Annotated in this window: 21 protein-coding genes; 11 read left to right on the forward strand and 10 right to left on the reverse strand. The window is 71.6% G+C overall.

Annotated features, from left to right (window positions below; genetic code table 11):
- The 7 genes from KBX08_RS11790 to KBX08_RS11820 form a co-directional block, all read right to left on the reverse strand.
- Positions 1–289, reverse strand: a 289-nt coding sequence (locus KBX08_RS11790) for a uroporphyrinogen-III synthase (protein ID WP_210783263.1), incomplete at its 3' end; no start/stop codon positions are given.
- Positions 289–636, reverse strand: a complete 348-nt coding sequence (gene nirD, locus KBX08_RS11795; RefSeq protein WP_210783265.1) for a nitrite reductase small subunit NirD — start codon at positions 634–636, stop codon at positions 289–291. The genes KBX08_RS11790 and nirD, both read right to left, overlap by 1 nt.
- The gene (gene nirB, locus KBX08_RS11800) at positions 633–3,170 is read right to left on the reverse strand and encodes a nitrite reductase large subunit NirB (protein ID WP_210783267.1); all 2,538 of its coding nucleotides are present in this window, start codon (positions 3,168–3,170) and stop codon (positions 633–635) included. Before nirB ends, nirD begins: the two co-directional genes overlap by 4 nt.
- Positions 3,167–4,606, reverse strand: a complete 1,440-nt coding sequence (locus KBX08_RS11805) for an FAD-dependent oxidoreductase (RefSeq protein ID WP_210783269.1) — start codon at positions 4,604–4,606, stop codon at positions 3,167–3,169. Before KBX08_RS11805 ends, nirB begins: the two co-directional genes overlap by 4 nt.
- Positions 4,603–6,777, reverse strand: a complete 2,175-nt coding sequence (locus KBX08_RS11810) for a molybdopterin oxidoreductase family protein (RefSeq protein ID WP_210783271.1) — start codon at positions 6,775–6,777, stop codon at positions 4,603–4,605. The genes KBX08_RS11805 and KBX08_RS11810 overlap by 4 nt, the downstream gene beginning before the upstream one ends.
- A gap of 115 nt (positions 6,778–6,892) precedes the next feature.
- Positions 6,893–7,168: a hypothetical protein gene (locus KBX08_RS11815; protein ID WP_210783273.1), complete on the reverse strand. Its 276-nt coding sequence runs from the start codon at positions 7,166–7,168 to the stop codon at positions 6,893–6,895.
- The gene (locus tag KBX08_RS11820) at positions 7,165–7,389 is read right to left on the reverse strand and encodes a hypothetical protein (RefSeq protein WP_210783393.1); all 225 of its coding nucleotides are present in this window, start codon (positions 7,387–7,389) and stop codon (positions 7,165–7,167) included. Before KBX08_RS11820 ends, KBX08_RS11815 begins: the two co-directional genes overlap by 4 nt.
- Positions 7,390–7,760: 371 nt before the next feature.
- Between KBX08_RS11820 and KBX08_RS11825 the strand changes: the two genes are divergently transcribed.
- From KBX08_RS11825 to glmM, 9 genes are all read left to right on the forward strand, one after another.
- A complete protein-coding gene (locus KBX08_RS11825; RefSeq protein ID WP_210783275.1) occupies positions 7,761–8,528 on the forward strand; it encodes a helix-turn-helix transcriptional regulator in 768 nt (255 codons plus the stop codon).
- Positions 8,519–8,716 carry a DUF397 domain-containing protein gene (locus tag KBX08_RS11830; protein ID WP_210783276.1) on the forward strand — a complete coding sequence of 66 codons (198 nt, stop codon included), beginning with the start codon at positions 8,519–8,521 and terminating at the stop codon, positions 8,714–8,716. The genes KBX08_RS11825 and KBX08_RS11830 overlap by 10 nt, the downstream gene beginning before the upstream one ends.
- A gap of 282 nt (positions 8,717–8,998) precedes the next feature.
- Complete coding sequence (locus KBX08_RS11835; protein WP_210783278.1) at positions 8,999–9,694, forward strand: class I SAM-dependent methyltransferase; 696 nt, start codon at positions 8,999–9,001, stop codon at positions 9,692–9,694.
- 88 nt (positions 9,695–9,782) lie between these two features.
- On the forward strand, positions 9,783–10,040 hold the full coding sequence (locus KBX08_RS11840) for a DUF6364 family protein (RefSeq protein ID WP_091403518.1): 258 nt from the start codon (positions 9,783–9,785) through the stop codon (positions 10,038–10,040).
- Entirely contained in the window at positions 10,030–10,323 is a 294-nt protein-coding gene (locus tag KBX08_RS11845; RefSeq protein WP_091402325.1) for a hypothetical protein, read from the forward strand. The genes KBX08_RS11840 and KBX08_RS11845 overlap by 11 nt, the downstream gene beginning before the upstream one ends.
- A gap of 160 nt (positions 10,324–10,483) precedes the next feature.
- Positions 10,484–11,866 carry a NarK/NasA family nitrate transporter gene (locus KBX08_RS11850; RefSeq protein WP_124854248.1) on the forward strand — a complete coding sequence of 461 codons (1,383 nt, stop codon included), beginning with the start codon at positions 10,484–10,486 and terminating at the stop codon, positions 11,864–11,866.
- A gap of 209 nt (positions 11,867–12,075) precedes the next feature.
- On the forward strand, positions 12,076–12,519 hold the full coding sequence (gene rplM / locus KBX08_RS11855) for a 50S ribosomal protein L13 (protein WP_053653864.1): 444 nt from the start codon (positions 12,076–12,078) through the stop codon (positions 12,517–12,519).
- A gap of 20 nt (positions 12,520–12,539) precedes the next feature.
- Entirely contained in the window at positions 12,540–13,013 is a 474-nt protein-coding gene (gene rpsI, locus KBX08_RS11860; protein ID WP_112626216.1) for a 30S ribosomal protein S9, read from the forward strand.
- A 116-nt stretch (positions 13,014–13,129) separates the two neighbouring features.
- Positions 13,130–14,485, forward strand: coding sequence for a phosphoglucosamine mutase (gene glmM / locus KBX08_RS11865; protein WP_091402319.1), 1,356 nt, complete (start codon positions 13,130–13,132; stop codon positions 14,483–14,485).
- Between the two features lie 18 nt (positions 14,486–14,503).
- On the opposite strand, the gene KBX08_RS11870 is transcribed toward glmM, so the two are convergent.
- Both KBX08_RS11870 and KBX08_RS11875 read right to left on the reverse strand, forming a co-directional pair.
- Positions 14,504–15,250, reverse strand: a complete 747-nt coding sequence (locus KBX08_RS11870) for an ABC transporter ATP-binding protein (protein ID WP_210783280.1) — start codon at positions 15,248–15,250, stop codon at positions 14,504–14,506.
- A 5-nt stretch (positions 15,251–15,255) separates the two neighbouring features.
- Entirely contained in the window at positions 15,256–18,081 is a 2,826-nt protein-coding gene (locus KBX08_RS11875; RefSeq protein ID WP_210783282.1) for an ABC transporter permease, read from the reverse strand.
- Positions 18,082–18,153: 72 nt separating this feature from the next.
- Here KBX08_RS11875 and KBX08_RS11880 point away from each other — a divergent pair, with 72 nt between their 5' ends.
- Positions 18,154–18,786: a PadR family transcriptional regulator gene (locus KBX08_RS11880; protein ID WP_210783284.1), complete on the forward strand. Its 633-nt coding sequence runs from the start codon at positions 18,154–18,156 to the stop codon at positions 18,784–18,786.
- Here the strand turns inward: KBX08_RS11880 and KBX08_RS11885 are convergent.
- Positions 18,752–19,909 (reverse strand): pyridoxal phosphate-dependent aminotransferase, encoded by a 1,158-nt coding sequence (locus KBX08_RS11885; protein WP_238689187.1) that lies wholly within the window; start codon positions 19,907–19,909, stop codon positions 18,752–18,754. The genes KBX08_RS11880 and KBX08_RS11885 overlap by 35 nt on opposite strands.
- Before the next feature lie 380 nt (positions 19,910–20,289).
- Here KBX08_RS11885 and glmS point away from each other — a divergent pair, with 380 nt between their 5' ends.
- Complete coding sequence (gene glmS / locus KBX08_RS11890) at positions 20,290–22,203, forward strand: glutamine--fructose-6-phosphate transaminase (isomerizing) (RefSeq protein WP_210783288.1); 1,914 nt, start codon at positions 20,290–20,292, stop codon at positions 22,201–22,203.
- Positions 22,204–22,205: the final 2 nt, after the last annotated feature.

A 22,205-nucleotide genomic window follows, 5' to 3' on the forward strand; every position in this document is an offset into this window, starting at 1 on the left:
CGTACGAGCTGGCCAACACGGATCGCAGCGGCTCGGCCAGCCCCCAGCCCTCGGCCGCCTCCAACCAGCCGCGCATGCCGATGCCGGTGTTGGCCATCAAGATGTCCGGCGGCTGGTCGAGGCAGGCACGGGTCGCCTCGCGCAGCTCGGTGTCGTCGGACAGCGGCACGATCCGCAGCGCCGGGGCGAGCACCACCCGGGCGCCCCGTCGTTCGAGCAGCGCGGCCAACTCGTCGCGCCGCCGGTCGGCGGTCACCCCGATGGTGAAGCCCGCCAGTTCTTCCCGCATCAACCCTCCTGTCGCAGCCGCACCTCGACCAGCCCGTTGCGGCAACGTGCGTCGTGTCGGGCCACGGCCACCCCGGGCAGGTCGAGGCAGTGCCCGCTGCGCAGGTCGTACACCTGCTTGTGCAGCGGTGACGCGACAGTCGGCACTCCGCCGCGGCTGCCGACGATGCCCCGGGACAGCACGTACGCCCCGGAGACCGGGTCGCGGTTGTCGATCGCGAACAGCTCGTCGGCGGTCCGGAAGAGCGCGATCTGCACCCCGTCGACCAGGGCGGCGACGCCCCGGTCCGGCTCCAACCGGTCGAGCGGGCAGACGGTGGTCCAGGTCAGCGTGAGGGTCTGGGTCATCGCCGTACCTCCGGTAGGCCGAGGGTGACCGGTTGCCGACGGTGACCATTGGTCGGCTCGGATCCGGTCGGGGACTGGTCGCGTACGGGGACCGGCTGGCCGCGTTCCCGGGTGAAGGTGATCGACGGGTCCGGTACGTCGGGGGCGTTGACGAAGGAGGTGTAGCGGCGCAGCCGATCCGGGTCCTCCAGGACGTCGCGCCACTCGTCGGAGTACGACGACACGTGCTGGGCCATCGCCGCGTCGAGGTCCTCGCAGAGTCCGAGCGAGTCGTCCACGATCACCGAGCGCAGGTGGTCAAGGCCGCCGTCCATGGCCTCGATCCAGCCGGCGGTGCGTTGCAGCCGGTCGGCGGTGCGGATGTAGTAGATCAGGAATCTGTCGATCAGCCTGATCAGCGCGTCCGTGGACAGGTCGGTGGCGAACAGGTCGGCGTGCCGGGGCCGGAAACCACCGTTGCCGCCGACGTAGAGATTCCAGCCGGTCTCGGTGGCGATGATGCCGAAGTCCTTGCTGCGCGCCTCCGCGCACTCCCGGGCGCAACCGGAGACCGCCGACTTCAGCTTGTGCGGAGCACGCAGCCCGCGATAGCGCAGCTCCAGCGCGACGGCCAGTCCCACCGAGTCCTGCACCCCGTACCGGCACCAGGTCTCGCCCACGCACGACTTCACGGTGCGCAGCGCCTTGCCGTACGCGTGCCCGGACTCGAAGCCGGCGTCGACCAGCCGCCGCCAGATCTGCGGCAGCTGCTCCACCCGCGCCCCGAACAGGTCGATCCGCTGCCCACCGGTGATCTTCGTGTAGAGCTGGAAGTCCCGGGCGACCTCGCCGATCACGATCAGCTTCTCCGGGGTGATCTCGCCGCCCGGGATCCGGGGCACCACCGAGTAGCTGCCGTCGCGTTGCAGGTTGGCCAGGAAGTGGTCGTTGGTGTCCTGCAACGACGCCTGTTCGCCGTCGAGCACGTGCCCGCTGCCCAGCGAGGCGAGGATGGACGCCACCACCGGCTTACAGATGTCGCAGCCGCGGCCACTACCGTGCTCGGCGACCAGCCGGGAGAAGGTGCGGATGCCGCGGACGCGGACGATCTCGAACAGCTCCCGCCGGCTGACGTCGAAGTGCTCGCAGAGCGCGCTGGACTGTGCCACCCCTGCCGCGTCCAGGAGCTGCTTCAACATCGGCACGCAGGACCCGCAGCTGGTGCCGGCCCGGGTGCACGCCTTCAACGCCGGAACGTCCGCGCAACCGTCGGCGATGGCGGCGTCCACGTCGCCCCGGGTCACCGCGTTGCAGGAGCAGACCTGCGCGGCGGCGGGCAGGGCCCCGGCGTCCGCGCCGCCACCGTCCGGGGCGAGCAGCGCCAGCGGCGCGGCCGGCAGCGGGCCGCCCACACTGGCCCGCAGCGTCGGGTACGCGCTGGCGTCACCGACCAGCACCCCGCCGAGCAGGGTGTGCGCGTCGTCGGAGAGGACCAGCTTCGCGTAGACCCGGGTGGCCGGGTCGGTGAACGTGACGTCCAGGCAGCCCTCGGTCGTGCCGTGGGCGTCGCCGAACGAGGCCACGTCGACGCCGAGCAGCTTGAGTTTGGTGGCGGTGTCCGCGCCCGGGAAGGTCGCCGCGCCGCCGACCAGCCGATCGGCCACCACCTCGGCCGTCGCGTACCCCGGCGCGACCAGACCGTGGCAGGTGCCGTCGACCGCCGCGCACTCTCCGACGGCCCAGATCCGCTCGTCGGCGGTACGACAGGTCGCGTCGACAAGCACCCCGCCGCGCGGGCCCAGCGGCAGGCCGGCGTCCCTGGCCAACTGGTCCCGGGGCCGGATGCCGGCGGCCACCACCACCAGCTCGGCGTCGAGGGCGGTGCCGTCGGACAGTTCCAGGGCGGCGACGCCGCCGTCCGGGCCCTGACGGATCGCTGTGGTCGCCACCCCGAGATGGGTCCGTACGCCCAACTCGTCGACGTAGCGGCGGAGCATCGCGCCGCCGGCCTGGTCCACCTGCACCGGCATCAGCCGGGGCGCGAACTCGACCACGTCGGTGCTCAGGCCGAGCAGTCGCAGGGCATTGGCGGCCTCCAGCCCGAGCAGCCCGCCACCGATCACCGCGCCGACCCGCCGGCCCCGCGCGTACGCCCGGATCGCCGCCAGGTCGTCAAGGGTCCGGTAGACGAAGACCCCGGGCAGTTCCGTGCCGGCCACCGGCGGCACGAACGCGTACGACCCGGTGGCGAGCACCAGCGCGTCGTAGCGGTATTCGCCGAGGGCGGTGGTCACGACCTGGCGATCCCGGTCGACGGCGGTGGCCGGCTCGCCGAGTCGCAGCCGCACCCCGTCGTGCGGAGTGTGCAGGTTGAGTTCGCTCTCACTCACCCCGTCGAAGTACGCCGAGAGCCGCACCCTGTCGTACGCCGGGCGCCCCTCCTCGGCCAGCACTGTCACCCGCCAGTTGCCCTGTGGGTCGCGGGCGTGCAGCGCGTCCACGAAACGCTGCCCGACCATGCCGTTGCCGATGACGACCAGTTCGCCGCCGCTCATCGCGTCACCTCCACCGATTCCGCCTGGCTCAGCCAGTCGACGATGCCGCTCACCGCGTCCCGGCATCCGCCGCATCCGGTGCCGGCCCGGGTCGCGGCCACCACCGCATCGACAGTCCGGGCACCGGAGCGCCAGCTTCTGACCAGTGCGCCCTTGCTCACCGTGTTGCACTGACAGACCGTGGCCGCGTCCGGCATCAGCGCCGGTGAGGCGGCCGGGGTAGCGCCGACCGCACCGAGTGCCCGGCCGAGCAGCAGCGCCCGTCGGTCACTCGGCACCGGCTGACCACGGTCGAAGAGTTGGATCACCGTGCCGACCGCCGGGTTGTCGCCGAGCAGGATCGCGCCGATCAACCGCTCGTCCCGGATCCGCAACCGGGCGTACGTGCCCCGGGTCGGGTCGGCGAAGGTCAGCTCCTCGCCCGGCCCGCCACTTGCCGCGTCACCCATCGACGCCAGGTCGATGCCGGCGGCCTTCAGCCGGGTCACCACCGGCCGGGGCCGGTACCGGGCCAGTGGGTCCGTCCCGGTCAGCACGTCGGCGAGCACCTGGGCCTGGGCCCAGGCGGGCGCGACCAGCCCGGTGAGCACGCCGTCGTGCTCGGCGCAGTCGCCGATCGCCGAGATGGACCGGTCGGTGGTGCGGAGCCTGTCGTCCACCACCACGCCGCGCCGCACCGTCAGGCCGGCGGCCTGCGCGAGGGCGGTGTCCGGGCGTACGCCGCAGGAGAGCACCAGCAGGTCGGCACGGAGCGACCGGCCGTCGGCCAGGTCGAGGCGGACACCGTTGGCGTCCGCGGCCACGCCGGTCGCCGACACCCCCAGTTGGACGCTGACGCCGAAATTGGCGAGCGTGCCCGCGAGCACCGCGCCGGCAGTCGGGTCCAGTTGCCGTTCCATCAGGTGCTCTCTCGGGTGCACCACTGTGGTGGCCAGCCCCCGGGTGGCCAGCCCTCGCGCGGCCTCCAGACCGAGCAGCCCGCCGCCGAGGACCAGCGCGCTGCGGGCGCCGTCCGCGGCGGCGAGGATCCGCCGGCAGTCGTCCAGGGTCCGGAAGGGGACCACCCGCTCCGGCAGGTTCGCCGGGTCGAGGCCGGGAAGCGTCGGCACCACCGCCCGCGCGCCGGTGGCCAGCACCAGGTGGTCGTACCCGATTCGTTCGCCGTCGTCGGTGCGGACCTCCCGGGCGGACCTGTCGACAGCGATCACCGGTACGCCGCTGCGCAGGTCGACGCCGTGCCCGGCGGCTTCGGTCAGCTCCACGTCCGGCTCGTCGATCCGGCCGGCCAGCAGGGTGGAGAGCAGGATCCGGTTGTACGCGCGGTGCGGCTCGGCCCCGAGCACTGTGACCTTCCGGTCTCCCTCCCGGGCGTGCAGCTCACCGGCGAGGCGCGCGCCCGCCATCCCGTTGCCGACGATGACCACCCGGGCGGTCATGCCTTCTCCACCCGAACCGCGCAGATCTTGAACTCGGGCATCCCGGAGATCGGGTCCACCGCGTCATTGGTCACCGAGTTGGCGCGTCCCGCCCCCGCGTAGTGGAACGGGGCGAACACGGTGTCGGGTCGGATCCCGGCGCTGAGCCGGGCCGGCGCGCGGAACTCACCTCGCCGGGAGGTGACCCGGACCGGGTCGCCGTCGTCGATGCCCAGCCGGGTGGCCAGGTCGGGGTGCAGTTCGACGAACGCCTCCGGGGCGGCGCGGCGCAGCGCGGCCACCCGTCGGGTCTGGGTGCCCGACTGGTACTGCGCCAGCACCCGACCGGTGGTGAAGTGCAGCGGGTACGTGGCGCAGACCTCCTCGGCGGCCGGCCGATGGTCGACGGGGTGGAAGCGGGCCCGGCCGTCCGGGGTGGCGAACCGGTCGGCGAAGAGTCGGGGCGTGTCCGGCCCGTCCTCGGTCGGGCAGGGCCAGTAGACCCCGTCGTCGGCGTCGATCCGGTCCCAGCTGATGCCGGCGTAGTCGGCGGCCCCACCTGCGGAGGCGCGGCGCAGCTCGGCGAAGACGACGGCCGGGTCGGCCGGGAACCGAGCCGCCGCGACGGCGGCCGGTCGCACGCTGGCCGGGTTGGCGTCGGTCGGGTCGACGTCAGCCGATTCGGCGTCGGCCAGCCGTGCCGCCAGGTCGGAGATGATGGCGAGGTCGGTCCGGACACCCGGCGGGGGCGGCCGTAGCGCGCGTCGACGCAGCACCCGACCTTCCAGGTTCGTCATGGTGCCGTCCTCCTCGGCCCACTGCGCGGTGGGCAGCACCACGTCCGCCAGCGCGGCCGTCTCGGAGAGCAGGAGGTCCGCGACGACCAACAGGTCGAGGTCGCGCAGCCGGCCCTCGATCCGGGCCGCCCGGGGTGCCGAGACCACCGGGTTCGATCCGAACACCAGCATCGCGCGCGGGCCACCCGGGGTGCCGAGCGAGTCGAGCAGTTGGTAGGCGGGCACTCCCGGGCCGGGCAGTTCGTCGGCCGGCACGCCCCAGACCCCGGCCACGTGCTCGCGGGCCGCCGGGTCGTCGATCCGCCGGTAACCGGGGAGCTGGTCGGCCTTCTGCCCGTGCTCCCGGCCGCCCTGGCCGTTGCCCTGGCCGGTGAGGCAGCCGTACCCCGAACCGTCGCGGCCGGGCAGACCGAGGGCGAGGGCGAGATTGACGTACGAGGTGACGGTGTCCACCCCCTTGGCGTGCTGCTCCGCGCCGCGCGCGGTCAGGATGATCACGCGACCGCCGGTGCCCAGCGCGCGGGCGGTCGCCTCCAGGTCGGCCACCGGCACCCCGGAGAGCTGTTCCGCGCGGGCCGGCCACCAGGCGGCGACGCCTCGACGGACCGCGTCGAAACCGGTGGTGCGGTCCGCCACGTAGGCGCGGTCGACCCAACCCTCGGTGAGGGCGATGTGCAGCAGCGCGTTGGCCACCGCGAGGTCGGTGCCGGGCAGCGGTTGCAGGTGCAGATCGGCCTGGCGGGCGGTGGCGGTGACCCGGGGGTCGATGACGATCAGTTTCCCGCCGTTGCGGCGCTGCTCGGTGAGCCAGCGCACCAGCGGCGGCATGGTCTCCGCCGGGTTCGCTCCGACCAGCAGCAGGGTGTCGGCCCGACCCAGGTCGGCGAGGGGGAACGGGAGCCCACGGTCGATGCCGAAGGCGCGCATCCCGGCGGCTGCCGCCGAGGACATGCAGAACCGTCCGTTGTAGTCGATGTGCCGGGTGCGCAGCCCGATCCGGGCGAACTTTCCCAACGCGTACGCTTTCTCGTTGGTCAGGCCACCACCGCCGAAGACGGCGACCGCGTCCCGGCCGGCGTCGTCCTGGACGGCGCGGATGCCGGCGACCACCCGATCGAGCGCGGTGTCCCAGCTCGCCGGGTGCAGTTCGCCGGTGGCCGCGTCGCGCACCAGCGGAGTGGTCAGCCGTTCCGGGTGGTCGAGCAGTTCGGCGGCGGTCCAACCCTTCTGGCAGAGCCCGCCCCGGTTGGTGGGGAACTCACGCGGGTGGACCGTCACACCGGCGTCGTCCGCGCGCAGCGTCATCCCGCACTGCAGTGCGCAGTACGGGCAGTGCGTCGCCACTTCCCGGGGCGTCAGCCCCGGTGGAGTCGCCGACCGTGCACCGTCTGTCATGTCGGGAAAGCGTGCCGTCGGGCGGTTTCCGGTCCGGGTCCCTTCTGTTTCGGTCCTGTCAAGTGGGGCTCACACCGCACAGGGGCAGCGAGTGTGACGGGTGGGTGACGGCCGGTCAGCGCGAGCCGGCGCGGCGTGGTCGGCGGGTCAGGGACAGCCAGCCCAGAAACCGGGCGTGGAGTGCCCGCAGGTCAGGGCGAAGGCCTAGGGAGTACAGGTCGTCGACCGCGTCATGCATGTTCGCTGCCAGGTAGAAGGCCAGGGCGATCGAGTGGCCGTAGTACTCGGTCGCGAGGTGAAGCTGAGCCGGCGCACACGGCCAGGGCGCGGCGCAGTTGCGGCAGAGCCACGCCGGGCGCATCGGATGGTGCGGGCGAGGGCGGCGGGTCATCCGACCCTCACCGGACCGCGTTTGACGGGCCTGCGGGTGGTTGGCCGACGGGCCGGCGGGGCGGGCGGGTCCGGCCAGATCAGGCCCGCGGGCATCACGAACAGGGACCGGCGCGCGACCGCATCGCCGCTCGCGGCCAGTTCGTAAGCGTCAATCCACAGCCACCCGTCGTACGTCGGCCAGTCGAGAACGCGAATCACGCGGACGAAGATCGGGCGCATGAACTGCACACTCGCGGCGCGGGTCAGGTGCAAGACGTCACCCGTGTGCGGCTTTCGCGGTTTGGGCGGCGGCTCGGGTTCCCGATCGGGCGGCTTGTCCGGCACGGTGTCTTCCCCCTGCTCGTCACTTTGGGAAGGGCCACCCCGTGCAAGCTCGCCCGCGCAGATCTTGGACAATTTCCGTTCTCGCGTAACGGAAAGTGTCCAAGATCTGCGCAGTCCAGGGGCGGCCCCCGGTACGAACGCGTCCACCGGTTTTCAGGGTCCCTACCGGCCGCGCCGCCGGATCCCACCTTGCGGGCAGTGATGGGACAAGAACAGCCCGTAGCGATATGGTCACGAGACATTCCGCGCATCCGACGGGGGAAGCCGTGAACGATGCGCTGCGCGCCGCGCTAGCCGAGACGGGACACTCGATTGAGTCCCTGGCAGGGTTGGTCGGGGTCGATCGGAAGACGGTCGCGCGCTGGCTGAACCACGACCACATTCCCCACCCCCGACACCGGGAGGCGGCGGCGAGTGCGCTCCGACGGCCCATAGGGGACATCTGGCCGGACACTTCAAGACGCCGCGAGCCAATTTGGTTCCGACCATGGCAAGAGATCGAGCGCGAGGCGATCTCGCTGCGGTCGTTTCAGTCGACCGTCCTTCCCGGCCTGCTCCAGACCGAGGCATACGCTCGCGCCGTGCTCGCCGGAGCCGACGTCATCGCCCGCAGCGACGTCGAGCGGCACCTAGCCTCACGACTGGCCCGGCAAAGCATCCTGACCCGCGACGACCCGCCACACTTCACCGCCGTTGTGGACGAAGCCGTGCTGCGGCGGCCAGTCGGCGGGCGAGCCACCATGCGTGAGCAGGTGCAGGCTCTCATCACCGCGTGCGGGGCCCCGCACGTCCGCGTGCACATCGTCCCCTCCACCGTCGGCGCGTACGCTGGCCTGAACGGTCCCTTCGTGATCGCCGTGGGGTCCGAGCATCGGATTGCCGGCTACCTCGACAATCAGCTTCAGGGGCAAGTCGTTACCGGTGCCGAGGACATAGCGGCGATGCTGGCCGCATGGGAGAACGTACGCGGCGAGGCGCTGTCCCACTGGCAATCCGTCGATCTACTTACGGAGATGGCGAAGACATGGAACTGACCGGCGCGCAGTGGCGTAAGAGCACCCGCAGCAGCGGCAATGGCGGCGACTGCGTCGAGGTTGCCGACAACCTGCCTGGCGTCGTTGGCGTCCGGGACTCGAAGGACCTGGCAGGGCCGGCGTTGGTCTTCGGGTCAGCTGCCTGGCGGGCGTTCGTCGGTATGGCGAAGGCACACGACCCGGCCTGACCAGCATGACGCAGTGAGCCCTCGGCTCCTGGAACCTCAGGAGAGCGCCGGGGGCTTTCGCGTGTCCGGGGTCAACCACCCGCCAGGCAGCGCATGCGCGGCCAGGGACCGACCACGTAGACCGCTCGCGACGGTCCGGCTTCGCTGCGGCGGAATCAGCGGTGACTCGGGCGATGGCAGGTACGAGTCGGGATGGCCTTTGGAGCTGAATCGCTGACGACATCAACACCGGTTCGTTGGCTTATAATGTGGGAAATCTGTCTCAATAGACGGGAGTGCGCGATGAGCGTGACGGACGTCTTCGACGCGGTGGCCGGCACGTACGACGAGGCGCGCAGGCGGTTGATCCCGTGCTTCGACGCCTTCTACGGCACCGCCGTCCAGGTGGCCGCGCCGCCGTTGCGGGCCGCGCTCGCCACCGGGCGTACCCCGGAGGTGTTGGATCTGGGCGCCGGCACCGGCCTGCTCTCCCTGCTGCTGTCCGCAGCGGTGCCCGGAGTCCGGCTGACCCTGGTGGACGGAGCGCCGGCGATGCTCGCCCGCGCCACCGACCAGTTGGACGGGCGGTCCGTGCCACACCGAACGGTCCACGCCGACCTGGCCGACGAGTTGCCGCCGGGCCGGTACGACGCGGTGGTCAGCGCGCTGGCGATCCACCACCTGGACGACGCCGGCAAGCGCGCGCTCTACCGGCGGGCCGCCGCCGCGCTGGCACCGGGCGGGGTGTTCGTCAACGCCGAGCAGGTCGCCGGCCCGACCCCGGAGCTGGACCGGCGCTACGACGAGGTGTGGCTGGAGCGGATCACCGAGTTGGGCGCGTCCCCCGACGAGATCGCGGCTTCCCGGGAGCGGATGCGCCACGACCGCCCGGCCACGGTGGCCGACCAGTGCCGGTGGCTCGCCGAGGCGGGCCTGGTCGACGTCGACTGCTACTTCAAGGAGTGGCGCTTCGCGGTGTTCGGCGGTCGGGCCGGGTAAGCCTGACGGAATGTGCGTTTCCCCGCCCGGGGGCGAGTCGAGGAAGCAGGGATGACTGTTGGTCACACCGGTGGGTAATCTGCTCGGCATGACTGCCAAGGTGACTCTCTCGTTCACGGACGAGACGATCGAGGAAGCGCGGCGGTTCGCCAAGCGCGAGGGGCTGTCGCTCTCCGCGTGGATGGACCAGGCCGCCCGGGAGAAGGCGCTGCGCGAGGTCTTCACCGCGCACGCCGCCGCCGTGGGCCGCGCCAGCCTGGATCTGGAGTCCGCCGCGCTCGCCGACGCCCGCGAGGTGGGCATGGTCAACGACCTGTTCTCCGGCGGACGGCCGCGTGCTGCGTAGGGGTGAGATCTGGCGCATCGAGGGCGCTCGGGAACGCCTCGGCCTCGTGATCAGCTCGGACGTCTACAACTCCACCGACGTGCCCATCGTGATCGTGGTCGAGGTGGTTGAGGAGTCGCTGCTGCGGGACTCGCCGCTCGCCGTGTCGATGGGCCGGTACGTGGTGATGCCCGACCGGATCTCCTCGCCCATGAAGAAGTGGTTCACCGCGTGCGTGGACGTCGCCGACACCGACACCATGCTCCGGGTCGGCCGCGCGCTGCGTATCCTCCAGCAGCTCTGACCGTAAGGGCAGCTCCGATCGCGCCGTCCCGGTGGCGTGCTCACCATCGCCGCCGGCCCGTGGTGCGATAGCCGTTTCCGGCCCGACCCGCGACGGGCACTGCCAGGTAACCGGGCGTTCCTAGCGTTTCCCCTCGTCACATCGACGAGGAGGAGCCGCCGTGAGCACGCTCACCAGCACCGTAGTCACCGCCGAGCCGCCTGCCGTCACCGGTCGCCGGCAACCGCTGCACGACTGGCGCCCCGAGGACCCGGACTTCTGGCAGGCCACCGGCGCGCCGATCGCCCGGCGCAACCTCTGGGTCTCGATCTTCGCGGAGCACGTCGGCTTCTCGGTGTGGAGTCTCTGGTCGGTCACCGTGCTCTTCCTCGGCCCCGCCTACGGCATCGATCCGGCCGGGAAGTTCCTGCTCACCGCCGTGCCGGCCGCCCTGGGCGCGGTGCTGCGGCTGCCGTACACGCTGGCGGTGGCCCGCTTCGGCGGACGACGCTGGACGATCATCAGCGCACTGCTGTTGCTGGTGCCCGCGGTCCCGATGACGGTGCTGCTGGAACCCGGGGTGTCCTACACCACCCTGATGGTGCTCGCCTGCCTCACCGGGGTCGGCGGCGGCAACTTCGCCTCCTCGATGGCGAACATCAACCTGTTCTACCCGCAGCGGCTCAAGGGGCGGGCGCTCGGGCTCAACGCCGGTGGCGGCAACCTGGGCGTACCCGCCGTGCAGTTGGTCGGCCTGGCGGTCCTCGCCACCGCGGGCGCCGCGTACCCCCGGTTGGTGCCGGCGGTCTACCTGCCACTGATCGTGCTGGCCGCGCTCGCCGCGGCCCGCTGGTTGGACACCGTGCCCGGGGCGCGCAACGAACCGGGCGCGTTGCGGGAGGCGGCCCGTGATCCACACACCTGGGTGATGTCGCTGCTCTACATCGGCACCTTCGGCTCGTTCATCGGCTTCGGTTTCGCCTTCGGTCAGGTGCTCCAGCTCCAGTTCGCCGAGCGGTTCCCCACCCCGGTCGACGCCGCCTGGCTGACGTTCCTGGGCCCGCTGGTCGGCTCGCTGATCCGGCCGCTGGGCGGGCACCTCGCCGACCGGTTGGGCGGGGCACGGGTGACCTTCTGGAACTTCGTGGCGATGGCGGCCGGCGCGAGCACCGTGCTGTACGCGGCCCGGGAGCGCTCGTTCGGGCTCTACCTCGCCGGGTTCCTCGCCCTCTTCGTCTTCTCCGGCGTCGGCAACGGCTCCACCTACAAGATGATCCCGGCGATCTTCCGGGCCCGGTCGGCGGACGCGGTGGCCACGGGTCAGCGTGATCCGGAGGCCGCCGCGCGGTGGGCGCGTCGGATGACCGGCGCGTTGATCGGCATCGCGGGTGCGATCGGCGCCTTCGGCGGGGTGCTGGTCAACATCGCGTTCCGCCAGTCGTTCCTCAGCTCGGGCAACGCCGACGCCGCCTACCTGGCCTTCATCGGCTGGTACGCGTTGTGCTTCGCGGTCACCTGGGTGGTCTACCGCCGTCCGAGGGCCGGTCGACTCGCCAACGTGTGAGGTGAGACACCCTCGGCGCGTCGCCGCGCGGGACCGCACCCCCGTTTTGACCTGCGGACGGGGCGCCGGGTATCGTTGCCTGCTGTTGTACGACATCCAGAGGCGTGCCCCTTCAGGTACGCTTGGTCGTTCGTGCGCGCTGGTCCGGCCTGCTAGATCTGGTCACCTCGGCGCGCGACCCCAGACCGACGACGAGACAAGGTAGACCTGTGCGTACGTACAGCCCGAAGCCGGGTGAGATCGAGCGTCAGTGGCACGTCATCGACGCCTCTGATGTCGTGCTGGGCCGCCTGGCCACCCACGCCGCCACGTTGCTGCGTGGTAAGCACAAGCCGACTTTCGCGCCGCACGTCGACACGGGCGACTTTGTCGTCATCGTGAACGCGGGCAAGGTTGCGTTGACCGGCAACAAGCGTCAGACCAAGGTCGCTTACCGCCACTCCGGTTACCCGGGTGGTCTGAAGCAGATCGGCTACGACGAGCTGCTGACCAAGCGTCCCGAGCGGGCCATCGAGCTGGCCGTGAAGGGGATGCTCCCGCACAACAAGCTCGGCCGTCAGCTGATCAAGAAGCTGAAGGTCTACGCCGGTGCCGAGCACCCGCACCTCGCGCAGCAGCCGGTGCCGTTCGAGATCAAGCAGATCGCGCAGTGAGCGCGGGCGAAGGAAGCAGCATGACCGACATCATCGAGACCGAGGTCGCCCCGGAAGCCCCCGAGGCCACCGAGGCGCCGGCGCCCGTTGCCCGCGCGCCTCGTGGTGACCGGCCGATCCAGACCGTGGGCCGCCGCAAGGAGGCCATCGTCCGGGTCCGCATCGTCCCGGGCACCGGCAAGATCACCTGCAACGGCCAGGACCTCGAGGCCTACTTCCCGAGCAAGGTGCACCAGCAGCTCATCAAGGACCCGCTGGTCACCGCCGAGAAGCTCGAGCAGTTCGACGTCATCGCGAACCTGCGTGGCGGCGGCACCACCGGCCAGGCCGGTGCGCTGCGGCTGGGCATCGCCCGCGCGCTGATCATCAACGAGCCGGACGACCGCCCGGCCCTGAAGAAGGCCGGCTTCCTCACCCGTGACGCCCGCGTCAAGGAGAGCAAGAAGTACGGCCTCAAGAAGGCCCGTAAGGCTCCCCAGTACTCGAAGCGCTGATCTTTTCCAGCGCGTTGTACTTCTGACGGACGGCCGGTCCGCCTCCCCCTCGGGGGAGGCGGGTCGGCCGTTCCGCTTTCTCCTCACTGGCAGTGCTCTTTCGGAGGTTGGCGGGTATGGGTCGGTTGTTCGGCACGGACGGCGTACGCGGGCGGGCAAACGCGGATCTCACCCCGGAATTGGCGCTGGCGCTCGCGGTGGCAGCCGCGCACACACTCGCCGAGACGGACCGCAGTCATCCGCCGCTCGCCGTCGTCGGTCGCGACACCCGCGCCAGCGGCGAGATGCTGGAGGCCGCCGTGGTCGCCGGGCTGACCAGCGCCGGCGCCAACGTGGTGCGGGTCGGCGTGCTACCCACCCCGGCGGTGGCGTTCCTCACCGCGGAGGCCAAGGCCGACCTGGGTGTCATGCTCTCCGCGTCGCACAACCCGATGCCGGACAACGGCATCAAGCTCTTCGCCGCCGGTGGGCACAAGTTGCCCGACGAGATCGAGATGCAGATCGAGGCGGCCGTCGAGACGAACGCCACCACCGCCTGGGACCGGCCGATCGGTGCCGGCGTCGGCCGGGTGCACGACCTGCTCGACGGAGCCGACCACTACGTCCAGCACCTGGTGGGCACCGTTCCGCACCGGCTCGACGGGATCAAGGTAGTGGTCGACTGCGCCAACGGCGCCGCCGCCGAGGTCGCCCCCGTCGCCTACCGGGAGGCCGGCGCGGAGGTCATCGCCATCCACGCGGAGCCCGACGGGCTGAACATCAACGACGACTGTGGCTCCAACCACATCGAGGCGCTGCGCGCCGCAGTGGTCGAGCACGGCGCCCACCTGGGCATCGCCCACGACGGCGACGCCGACCGCTGCCTGGCGGTCACCGCCGACGGTGACGAGGTGGACGGCGACCAGGTCATGGCAATCCTCGCGCTGGCCATGCGGGACGCCGGCACGCTCACCCAGGACACCCTGGTGGCCACCGTGATGAGCAACCTCGGGCTGCGCCTCGCGATGTCCGCGCAGGGCATCCGCCTGATCGAGACCAAGGTCGGTGACCGGTACGTGCTGGAGGAGCTGCGCGCCTCCGGGTTGGCGCTCGGCGGTGAGCAGAGCGGCCACATCGTGATGCCCGCGCACGCCACCACCGGCGACGGGGTGCTCACCGGCCTGCACCTGATGGCTCGGATGGCGGCCACCGGCCAGTCCCTCGCCGAGTTGGCCTCGGTGGTCACCAAGCTGCCCCAGGTGCTGATCAACGTGCCGGTCGGCGACCGGACCGTCGGCGCCGCCGCACCCGCCGTACGCGCCGAGGTCGAGCGGGCCGAGGCGGAGTTGGGGGAGACCGGCCGGGTGCTGCTGCGCCCGTCGGGCACCGAGCCGTTGGTCCGGGTGATGGTCGAGGCGGCCACCGAGGCGACCGCCCGTGAGGTCGCCGAGCGGATCGCCGAGCTGGTCCGCACCGCGAGCCCGGTCGCCTGAGACCACCTCGGGGCGGCGTCACAACCGCAGTCGGGCCGCCCGCTCGTACGTGTCGGCGGGGTCCTCGCCGTCGGTGAGGTCGAGATCCTCGGTGACGCGTCCGTCGGTAAGTCGGACCAGTCGGTCGCAGCGGGCAGCGATGGCCTGTTCGTGGGTGGCGAGCAGGATGGTCATGCCGTGCCGTTCACGTAGGTCGAGCAGCAGGTCGAGGATCTGCCCGCCGTTGGTGGAGTCGAGGTTGCCGGTGGGCTCGTCGGCCAGCAGCAGGCCCGGCGCTCCCATCAGGGCGCGGGCGATGGCGACCCGTTGCTGCTGGCCGCCGGAGAGCTGCGCGGGCAGGGCGCGCTCCCGCCCGGCCAGGCCGACCGCGTCGAGCAACTCGCGGGCACGGGTCGCGTGATCGGCCCGGCCCCGGCGGGGGAGGACCGGCGCGATCACGTTGTCCAGCACGGTGAGTGCGGGCAGCAGGTGGTAGCGCTGGAACACGAACCCGACCCGTTGCCGGTAGCGGGCCAGTGCAGCCCGACGTAGGTCGCTGACCACCACGTCGTCGACTGTCACGCTGCCCTCGTCGGCCTGCTCGATCGCGCCGATGAGATGCAGCAGCGTCGACTTGCCCGACCCGCTCGGCCCGGTCAACGCCACCACCGAGCCGGCCGCGACGGTCAGGGACACGTCGTCGACCGCGGTCAGCTGGTCCGCCCCGGTGCCGAATCGCCGTGTCAGGTGGTCGACCGAGATCGCGCTACCGATCTGCTCGCTCATGACTGCTACTCCTCTGCCAGAAGTCGGGCGGGTCGTAGGCGCGGCAACAGGGCGGCGGGCACCAGCGCGGCGAAGGCGCTGACCAACGCGCCCGCCAGCGCGACCAGCGCGGCCACCAGGAGCAGCGCGCCGGGAAGGGCGCCGATCAGCCAACCCGCGCTGGCCAGGCCGATCGCCGCGCCGGTCGTCGAACCGACGAGCCCCAGCGTCAACCCCTCGTAGCCGACCAGCCGGCCGAGTTCGGCGTCGGTCCAGCCGACCGCCCGCAGGGTGGCCAACTCGGCGGCCCGGTCGCGGATGTTCAGGTAGAGCACGTCCGCCACCGCAGCGGCACCGAGCAGCACGGTGGCCGCAGCGGCCACGGTGTCCGCGCCGCGCACGCTCAGCGAAACCACGTCGCCGAGCAGACTGCCGACGATCGCGCCCCGGAACGCCCACGCGGCGGCGGTGACCAGCGTCAGCGCGGCCACCCCGATGGCCAGCGCGCCGGCGCCGAGGAACGTGCGCCCGGGGGTGCGGGCCAGATTCACCAGCGCCAACCCGAAGAGGGTGCGTGGCCGGCGTACCCAGCCGGCGGGAGCGACGATCGGGCGGAGGGCGGCGGCCGGGTGGGTGCGCGCGGCCCGCAGCGCCGGCACCAGGCCCGCTGCCACCGCGAGCAGCAGGGCGATGGGTACGGCCAGGGCCGACCGCCGCCAGTCGACGTCGATGCCGAGCGCCATCCCGAGCGGGATCGCGAGGGTCAGCGAGAGCAGACCGGCGACGAGCCCGAGTAGAGCGACCTCGCCCACGATCAGCGCCGCGATGCGGCGGACCGGCCAGCCGAGACACGAGAGCACCGCCAGCTCGGAGCGCCGGTCCCGGACGGCGGCGCTGACCGCGTTGCCGAGGAAGAGCACGCAGACCACCAGCACCAGTACGAAGAGCACCAGACTCTTACGGTCCACCGCCTGGGTGATGACCGACGCCACGCCGAGTGCCGACCAGTTCTCGGTCAGCCGCAGCATCGGCCGGCCGAACGAGCCGGCGGGCAGCTCCACGGTCTGCGGCGCACCCGACGAACCGAGGGTGATGTCCACGTCCAGCCCGGTGCGTGCCGCGATCTGCTCGGCGACCAGTCGGACCCGCTCGGCCGACCGCTCGCTGTAGCCGCCCACGTCGGCCGCCCGCACCCGGATCGCGCTGATCGGGGCCTTGGCCTGTGGCCCGCCGCCACCCTCCAGGATTTTCGGCACGCTGCCGAGGTTGGTGAGGAGCAGCGGCGGCGCGGACAGGTAGCCGGCAGGGTTGCCGCTGGGCGACAGCGGTTGACCGCCCAGCGCTGCCCGGCTGCGGTCGTCCGCACCCTCCGCCGTCGGCGCCTGGTAGGTCTCCAGCGGCAGTTGGCCGAGGTCACTGAACCCGGCCAGCCGGCCCGGGTCGAAGACACCGACTGCCCGCCAGAAGCGATTGGCGGTGTTCGCGCCCACGGGTAGCGGCAGCGCCCGGATCGATCGGGATCCGGTGTCGTCGGCGAGCCAAGGTCGGGGCAGCGGGTTGAACGCCTCCATCTTGCCGTACACCGCGGGGTCGCCGGGCGGCTGCTGGCGGGCCCGCAGGCTGCCGTCGGGTAGCCGGTCGTACTGCACCTCGGCCGACTGCACGACCGTCTGAAGTTGGCCGTGGCAGCACCCGGCCAGGGAAAGCTCCTCGGTGAGCATCGCCTGGTGCCCGGCGGTGAGGTCGTACCGACCGGACCCGGCGGGAGTCCCCTCGGGGCGGCTCAACGTCTCCTCCAGGTCGATCGCCTCCACCCCTGCGGGGCTGATCGCGAGCCGGGTGAACCTGGCCGCCAGCGACTCGTCGATGAAGGGTCGGTTGGTGACGAGGACCGGGACCTCGTGGTTGTCCGCTGAGCCCCGGCGGTTGACGGCGACCTTGTCGTCGGTGCGGACGGCTCGACCGGTGACCACGGCATCGTCGAGTCCGACGAGTTGGTCCTCGGCCGCCGGGTCCACAGCGGCCAGGAGGAACGGCACGGTCAGGTCGTACGCCATAACCAGCCGGTCATTGGGTGTAGCAGAGCCGTCCCGGTCGGTAGCGAGGATGTAGGAGTCGGCTTGGAACCGACCGTCGGGCAGCAGCTGGACGGCGTGCAGGGACCAATCCTCGCGCTCAGAGTAGGTGCCCGGGTTGCCCAGCAGGGCGTATCCCGGATCGCAGATGGGAAGGCTGCGCCCGTCCGGCTGTACCTCGCGGGGCGTCGGCCCGCAGGTGTCCGACCAGGAGTAGGACCGTCCATCGGAGTACGGCACGGCGTCACCGTCGATTCCCCTGTCGATCCGGGGGTAGATCAGCGGCTTCTTGGTCACGTAGACGTACCGGGGTTTGCCCGGTGCGCTGGAGAGACCGCGTTCGGCGTGGAAGGTCGGGTCGACCCGAATGACCTGACGATCCAGCGAGCGGTCGACGGCGTCGGTGAGGTCGAGCGGCGTCGGTAGCAGCGTGGTGGAATAGCCGAGCATCGCGATCGGGGCCGCCACCTCGACGCCGGGGACTGTGGTCACCTGCTCGTACTGCTGTGTGGTGATGCCGCCGAACAGCCCGGAGAGATAGTTGGGGCGGACCAGCCCGCGCTCGGCCTCCAGCGGGGTGCGGGTCCCCTTCGGACGGACCAGGATCTCGTAGGCGACCTGGGTGTTGCGCTCGACAGTGCCGGTGACGTCCAGACGAGAGGTGGTGGTGGCGCCGGTCAGGACCACGAAGCCGGTGGTCGCCACCAGCACGCCGACCAGCAGCGCCACCGACCGCCCCGCACGGCCGCGCAGCTGTCTCCAGATGAAGCCGAGCATCGCGCCTCCCCGTGTGCTGTCCCCACTCTGCGCGATACATTGTGACAATGCAAGACCCGTACCGGAGGTGACATGGCGATCCAGCACGCTGTCCTCGCCCTGCTCGCTGGTGGCCCCAGCCACGGCTACCAGCTCAAGGGCGCGTTCGAGGCCGCCGTCGGCCCGCAGTGGGGGCCGCTGAACATCGGCCACCTCTACCAGATCCTGGACCGGCTCTCCCGGGACGAGCTGGTCGTCGCCGAACGGCAGCCGCAGCCGATCAAGCCGGACCGGGTGGTCTACCAGATCACCCCGGCCGGCCGCTCGGAGTTGGCGCGGTGGCTGGCCGAGCCGAGCCCGCGCAGCGGCGGATTCCGGGACGACTTCTTCCTCAAGGTCACCGCCGCCGCCCGGTCCGGCTCCGCGACCACGGTTCGCGCCGTCCTGAGCAACCAGCGTGGGCACCTGCTGCGCGAGCTGCGCAATCTGGACGGCCTACGGAGGGCCGCCGAGGATCAGGTGGTCAGGTTGCTGCTCACCGCGGCCAGCCGGCACGTGACCGCGGACCTGTCGTTCGTTGACGACGCCGAGGCGGTGCTGCTCGGTGACGAGGGCCAACTGCTCACCCGACTCGCGGCTTCGACAGCGGATCAGTCGGCGACCGACCCGGGATCGGCCGGCTCCGGGCACGTCAGCGGCTCGAGCCCAGAGCGTGCAGCCGGCTGACCGCCTCGGTCAGCACCTCCGGGCGCTTGCAGAAGGCGAACCTGACCAGCCGCCGGCCCGCGTCGACGTCGTCGTAGAAGACCTGGGTGGGCACCGCCACCACACCGCAGCGCTCCGGCAAAGAGCGGCAGAACTCCACCCCGTCCCGGCCGCCGAGGGCGGTGATGTCGGCGGTGACGAAGTACGTCCCCTCCGAGTCGAGCACCTCGAACCCGGCGTCGGTCAGACCACCCACGAGCTGGTCACGCCGCTGCTGGAGACCGTCCCGGAAACCGGTGTAGTAGTCATCCGGCAGGGCCAGCGCCACGGCCACCGCCGGTTGCAGCGGCGCGGCGTTGACATAGGTGAGGAACTGCTTCACCCGGAGCACCGCCGAGACCAGCGCCGCCGGGCCGCTCGCCCAGCCGACCTTCCACCCCGTGCAGGAGAACGTCTTGCCGGCCGACGAGATGCGCAGCGTCCGCTCCCGCATCCCGGGCAGGCTGGCCAGCGGCACGTGCCTGCTCGCCGCGTCGGTGAAGACCAGGTGCTCGTACACCTCGTCGGTGACCGCGTACGCGCCGAACTCCTGGCACAACTCGGCGACCTGCGCCAACTCCGCCGGGGTGAAGACCTTGCCGGTCGGATTGTGCGGCGAGTTCAGCAGCACCAGCCGGGTGCGCGGCCCGAACGCCGCACGCAGCGCCGCCGGGTCGAAGGCGTACCGGCCGTCGGCCGTGGGGCGCAGCGTCACCGGCCGGCGGACCGCGCCGGCCAGCGCGATCGAGGCGGCGTACGAGTCGTAGTACGGCTCGAAGCAGACCACCTCGTCGCCCGGTTCGCAGAGCGCGAGGATGCTCGCCGCGACCGCCTCGGTCGCGCCCGCCGTGATCACGATCTCGCTGTCCGGGTCGTACCCCAGGTCGTAGAACCGCCGCTGATGCGCCGCGACGGCCGCGCGCAGGGCGGGGATCCCCGGGCCGGGCGGGTACTGGTTCTGCCCGTTGCGGAGCGCCTCGGCGGCGGCGGCCAGCATCTCCGGCGGACCGTCGGTGTCGGGGAAGCCCTGGCCGAGGTTGACCGCGCCGGTGCGTACGGCGAGGGCGGACATCTCGGCGAAGATCGTCGTGCCGAACGGCCGCATCCGGGCCACCAGCGGGTCGACATCGGTGCTCGTCGTCACCTGCGCCAGCCTACGGCCATACCCGGCTCGGACCCCAGCCTCACTCGGGAGGCCGGGGCCGGAGCGGATGAGGGCGTTGGGTCGGGCGACGGCGCGTCGGACATGGCTGCTCCGGGCGGGAGTGGGTATGGGACGGACGGGCCGTGGACGGGAGCGCCAAACCCGCCGAGAGACTGTCGCACCCGAAGGCGTGTCGCAACCCCGCCCTCCGGAGCGGGGCGCGAGCTGCCTGTGACGCTCGTCCCGTTGCGGCCGCGCAGGCACTGATCGCTCAGATTCCGTGATTGATAACCCGACTTTCGAGCAACCAACATGAGTGAAACTGGGTTAGGCTGCGGGCCATGTGTGGAATCGTGGGATACGCGGGCGCGCGCCCCGCACTCGGCATCGTCCTCGACGGGCTGCGGCGACTGGAATACCGTGGCTACGACTCGGCAGGCGTCGCGATCGTCTGTGACGACAAGCTGCTGACCGAGAAGAAGGCCGGCAAGCTGGCCAACCTGGAGAAGGTGCTGTCCGAGCGGGCCGCCGACGACCCGACCTCCTGCGCGGCCAGCCCGATCGGCATCGGTGACGGCACCACAGGCATCGGGCACACCCGGTGGGCCACCCACGGCGGCCCGACCGACCGCAACGCCCACCCACACGTCGCCCCCGACGGACGGGTCGCGGTGATCCACAACGGCATCATCGAGAACTTCGCCAAGCTCCGCGCCGAGCTGGAGGCCGACGGCGTCCAGTTCACCAGCGACACCGACACCGAGTGCGCCGCGCACCTGCTCGCCGCCGCGCTGGCCGACCTGCGCGCCGCCGGCCAGCCGGACAGCCCGCAACTGCTCGCCGCCGGCATGCGCGTGGTCTGCCAGCGATTGGAAGGCGCGTTCACCCTGCTCGCGGTGGACGCCGCAGTGCCCGGCGCGGTCGTCGGCGCCCGGCGCAACTCGCCGCTGGTGGTCGGCCGGGGCGACGGGGAAAACTACCTGGCCAGCGACGTGGCCGCGTTCATCGAGCACACCCGGGAAGCGGTCGAGCTGGGCCAGGACCAGATCGTGCTGATCACCGGTGACAGCATCGAGATCACCGACTTCGAGGGCCAGCCCGCCGCCGGCAAGGACTTCCACATCGACTGGGACTCCTCGGCCGCGGAGAAGGGCGGCTACGACTGGTTCATGCTCAAGGAGATCGAGGAGCAGCCGCAGGCCATCGCCGACACGCTGCTGGGCCGGCTCACCGAGAGCGGCGAGATCGCCCTCGACGAGGTCCGCCTCAGCGACCAGGACCTGCGCGACGTCGACAAGATCTTCATCGTGGCCTGCGGCACGGCGTACCACGCTGGCATGGTCGCCAAGTACGCCATCGAGCACTGGACCCGGATCCCGTGCGAGGTGGAGCTGGCCAGCGAGTTCCGCTACCGCGACCCGGTGCTCGACCGGTCCACGCTGATCGTGGTCATCTCGCAGTCCGGCGAGACGATGGACACCCTGATGGCGCTGCGCCACGCCAAGGAGCAGAAGGCCCGGGTGCTGGCGATCTGCAACACCAACGGCTCGACCATCCCCCGCGAGTCCGACGCCGTGCTCTACACCCACGGCGGGCCGGAGATCGCCGTCGCCTCCACCAAGGCGTTCCTCACCCAGGTCGTCGCCTGCTACCTGATCGGCCTGCACCTGGCCCAGGTGCGCGGAATCAAGTTCGCCGACGAGGTGGGCGCGGTGGTCGCGCAGTTGCAGGAGATTCCCGGCAAGCTGCGTGAGCTGCTCGACCGGATCGAGCCCGTCCGCGAGCTGGCCCGGGAGCTGAAGTCCGAGCCGACAGTGCTGTTCATCGGCCGGCACGTCGGCTACCCGGTGGCCCTGGAGGGCGCGCTGAAGCTCAAGGAGTTGGCGTACATGCACGCCGAGGGCTTCGCCGCCGGTGAGCTGAAGCACGGCCCGATCGCCCTGATCGACAAGGGCACCCCGGTCATCTGCGTGGTGCCCTCGCCGGTGGGCCGGGGCATGCTGCACGACAAGGTCGTCTCCAACATCCAGGAGGTCCGGGCTCGTGGCGCGCGGACCATCGTGATCGCTGAGGAGGGCGACGAGGCGGTCGTCCGGTACGCCGACCACCTGATCTACGTGCCGCGTACGCCCACCCTGCTTGCCCCGCTCGTCACCACTGTGCCGTTGCAGGTGCTCGCCGCCGAGATCGCCGCCGCTCGGGGGCACGACGTGGACCAGCCCCGCAACCTGGCCAAGTCGGTCACCGTCGAGTAAGC

Source organism: Micromonospora sp. H61 (genome assembly GCF_018070325.1).
In the GTDB taxonomy this organism is placed as follows: Bacteria; Actinomycetota; Actinomycetes; order Mycobacteriales; family Micromonosporaceae; genus Micromonospora; species Micromonospora salmantinae.

What these genes read in the sequence shown, in the direction of transcription:
- nirD (WP_210783265.1), bottom strand. Translation starts at nt 636, where the DNA reads ATGACCCAGACCCTCACGCTGACCTGGACCACCGTCTGCCCGCTCGAC.
- nirB (WP_210783267.1), bottom strand. Translation starts at nt 3,170, where the DNA reads ATGAGCGGCGGCGAACTGGTCGTCATCGGCAACGGCATGGTCGGGCAG.
- KBX08_RS11805 (WP_210783269.1), bottom strand. Translation starts at nt 4,606, where the DNA reads ATGACCGCCCGGGTGGTCATCGTCGGCAACGGGATGGCGGGCGCGCGC.
- KBX08_RS11810 (WP_210783271.1), bottom strand. Translation starts at nt 6,777, where the DNA reads ATGACAGACGGTGCACGGTCGGCGACTCCACCGGGGCTGACGCCCCGG.
- KBX08_RS11815 (WP_210783273.1), bottom strand. Translation starts at nt 7,168, where the DNA reads ATGACCCGCCGCCCTCGCCCGCACCATCCGATGCGCCCGGCGTGGCTC.
- KBX08_RS11820 (WP_210783393.1), bottom strand. Translation starts at nt 7,389, where the DNA reads ATGCGCCCGATCTTCGTCCGCGTGATTCGCGTTCTCGACTGGCCGACG.
- KBX08_RS11830 (WP_210783276.1), top strand. Translation starts at nt 8,519, where the DNA reads ATGGAACTGACCGGCGCGCAGTGGCGTAAGAGCACCCGCAGCAGCGGC.
- KBX08_RS11835 (WP_210783278.1), top strand. Translation starts at nt 8,999, where the DNA reads ATGAGCGTGACGGACGTCTTCGACGCGGTGGCCGGCACGTACGACGAG.
- KBX08_RS11840 (WP_091403518.1), top strand. Translation starts at nt 9,783, where the DNA reads ATGACTGCCAAGGTGACTCTCTCGTTCACGGACGAGACGATCGAGGAA.
- rpsI (WP_112626216.1), top strand. Translation starts at nt 12,540, where the DNA reads ATGACCGACATCATCGAGACCGAGGTCGCCCCGGAAGCCCCCGAGGCC.
- glmM (WP_091402319.1), top strand. Translation starts at nt 13,130, where the DNA reads ATGGGTCGGTTGTTCGGCACGGACGGCGTACGCGGGCGGGCAAACGCG.
- KBX08_RS11870 (WP_210783280.1), bottom strand. Translation starts at nt 15,250, where the DNA reads ATGAGCGAGCAGATCGGTAGCGCGATCTCGGTCGACCACCTGACACGG.
- KBX08_RS11875 (WP_210783282.1), bottom strand. Translation starts at nt 18,081, where the DNA reads ATGCTCGGCTTCATCTGGAGACAGCTGCGCGGCCGTGCGGGGCGGTCG.
- KBX08_RS11880 (WP_210783284.1), top strand. Translation starts at nt 18,154, where the DNA reads ATGGCGATCCAGCACGCTGTCCTCGCCCTGCTCGCTGGTGGCCCCAGC.
- KBX08_RS11885 (WP_238689187.1), bottom strand. Translation starts at nt 19,909, where the DNA reads ATGCGGCCGTTCGGCACGACGATCTTCGCCGAGATGTCCGCCCTCGCC.
- glmS (WP_210783288.1), top strand. Translation starts at nt 20,290, where the DNA reads ATGTGTGGAATCGTGGGATACGCGGGCGCGCGCCCCGCACTCGGCATC.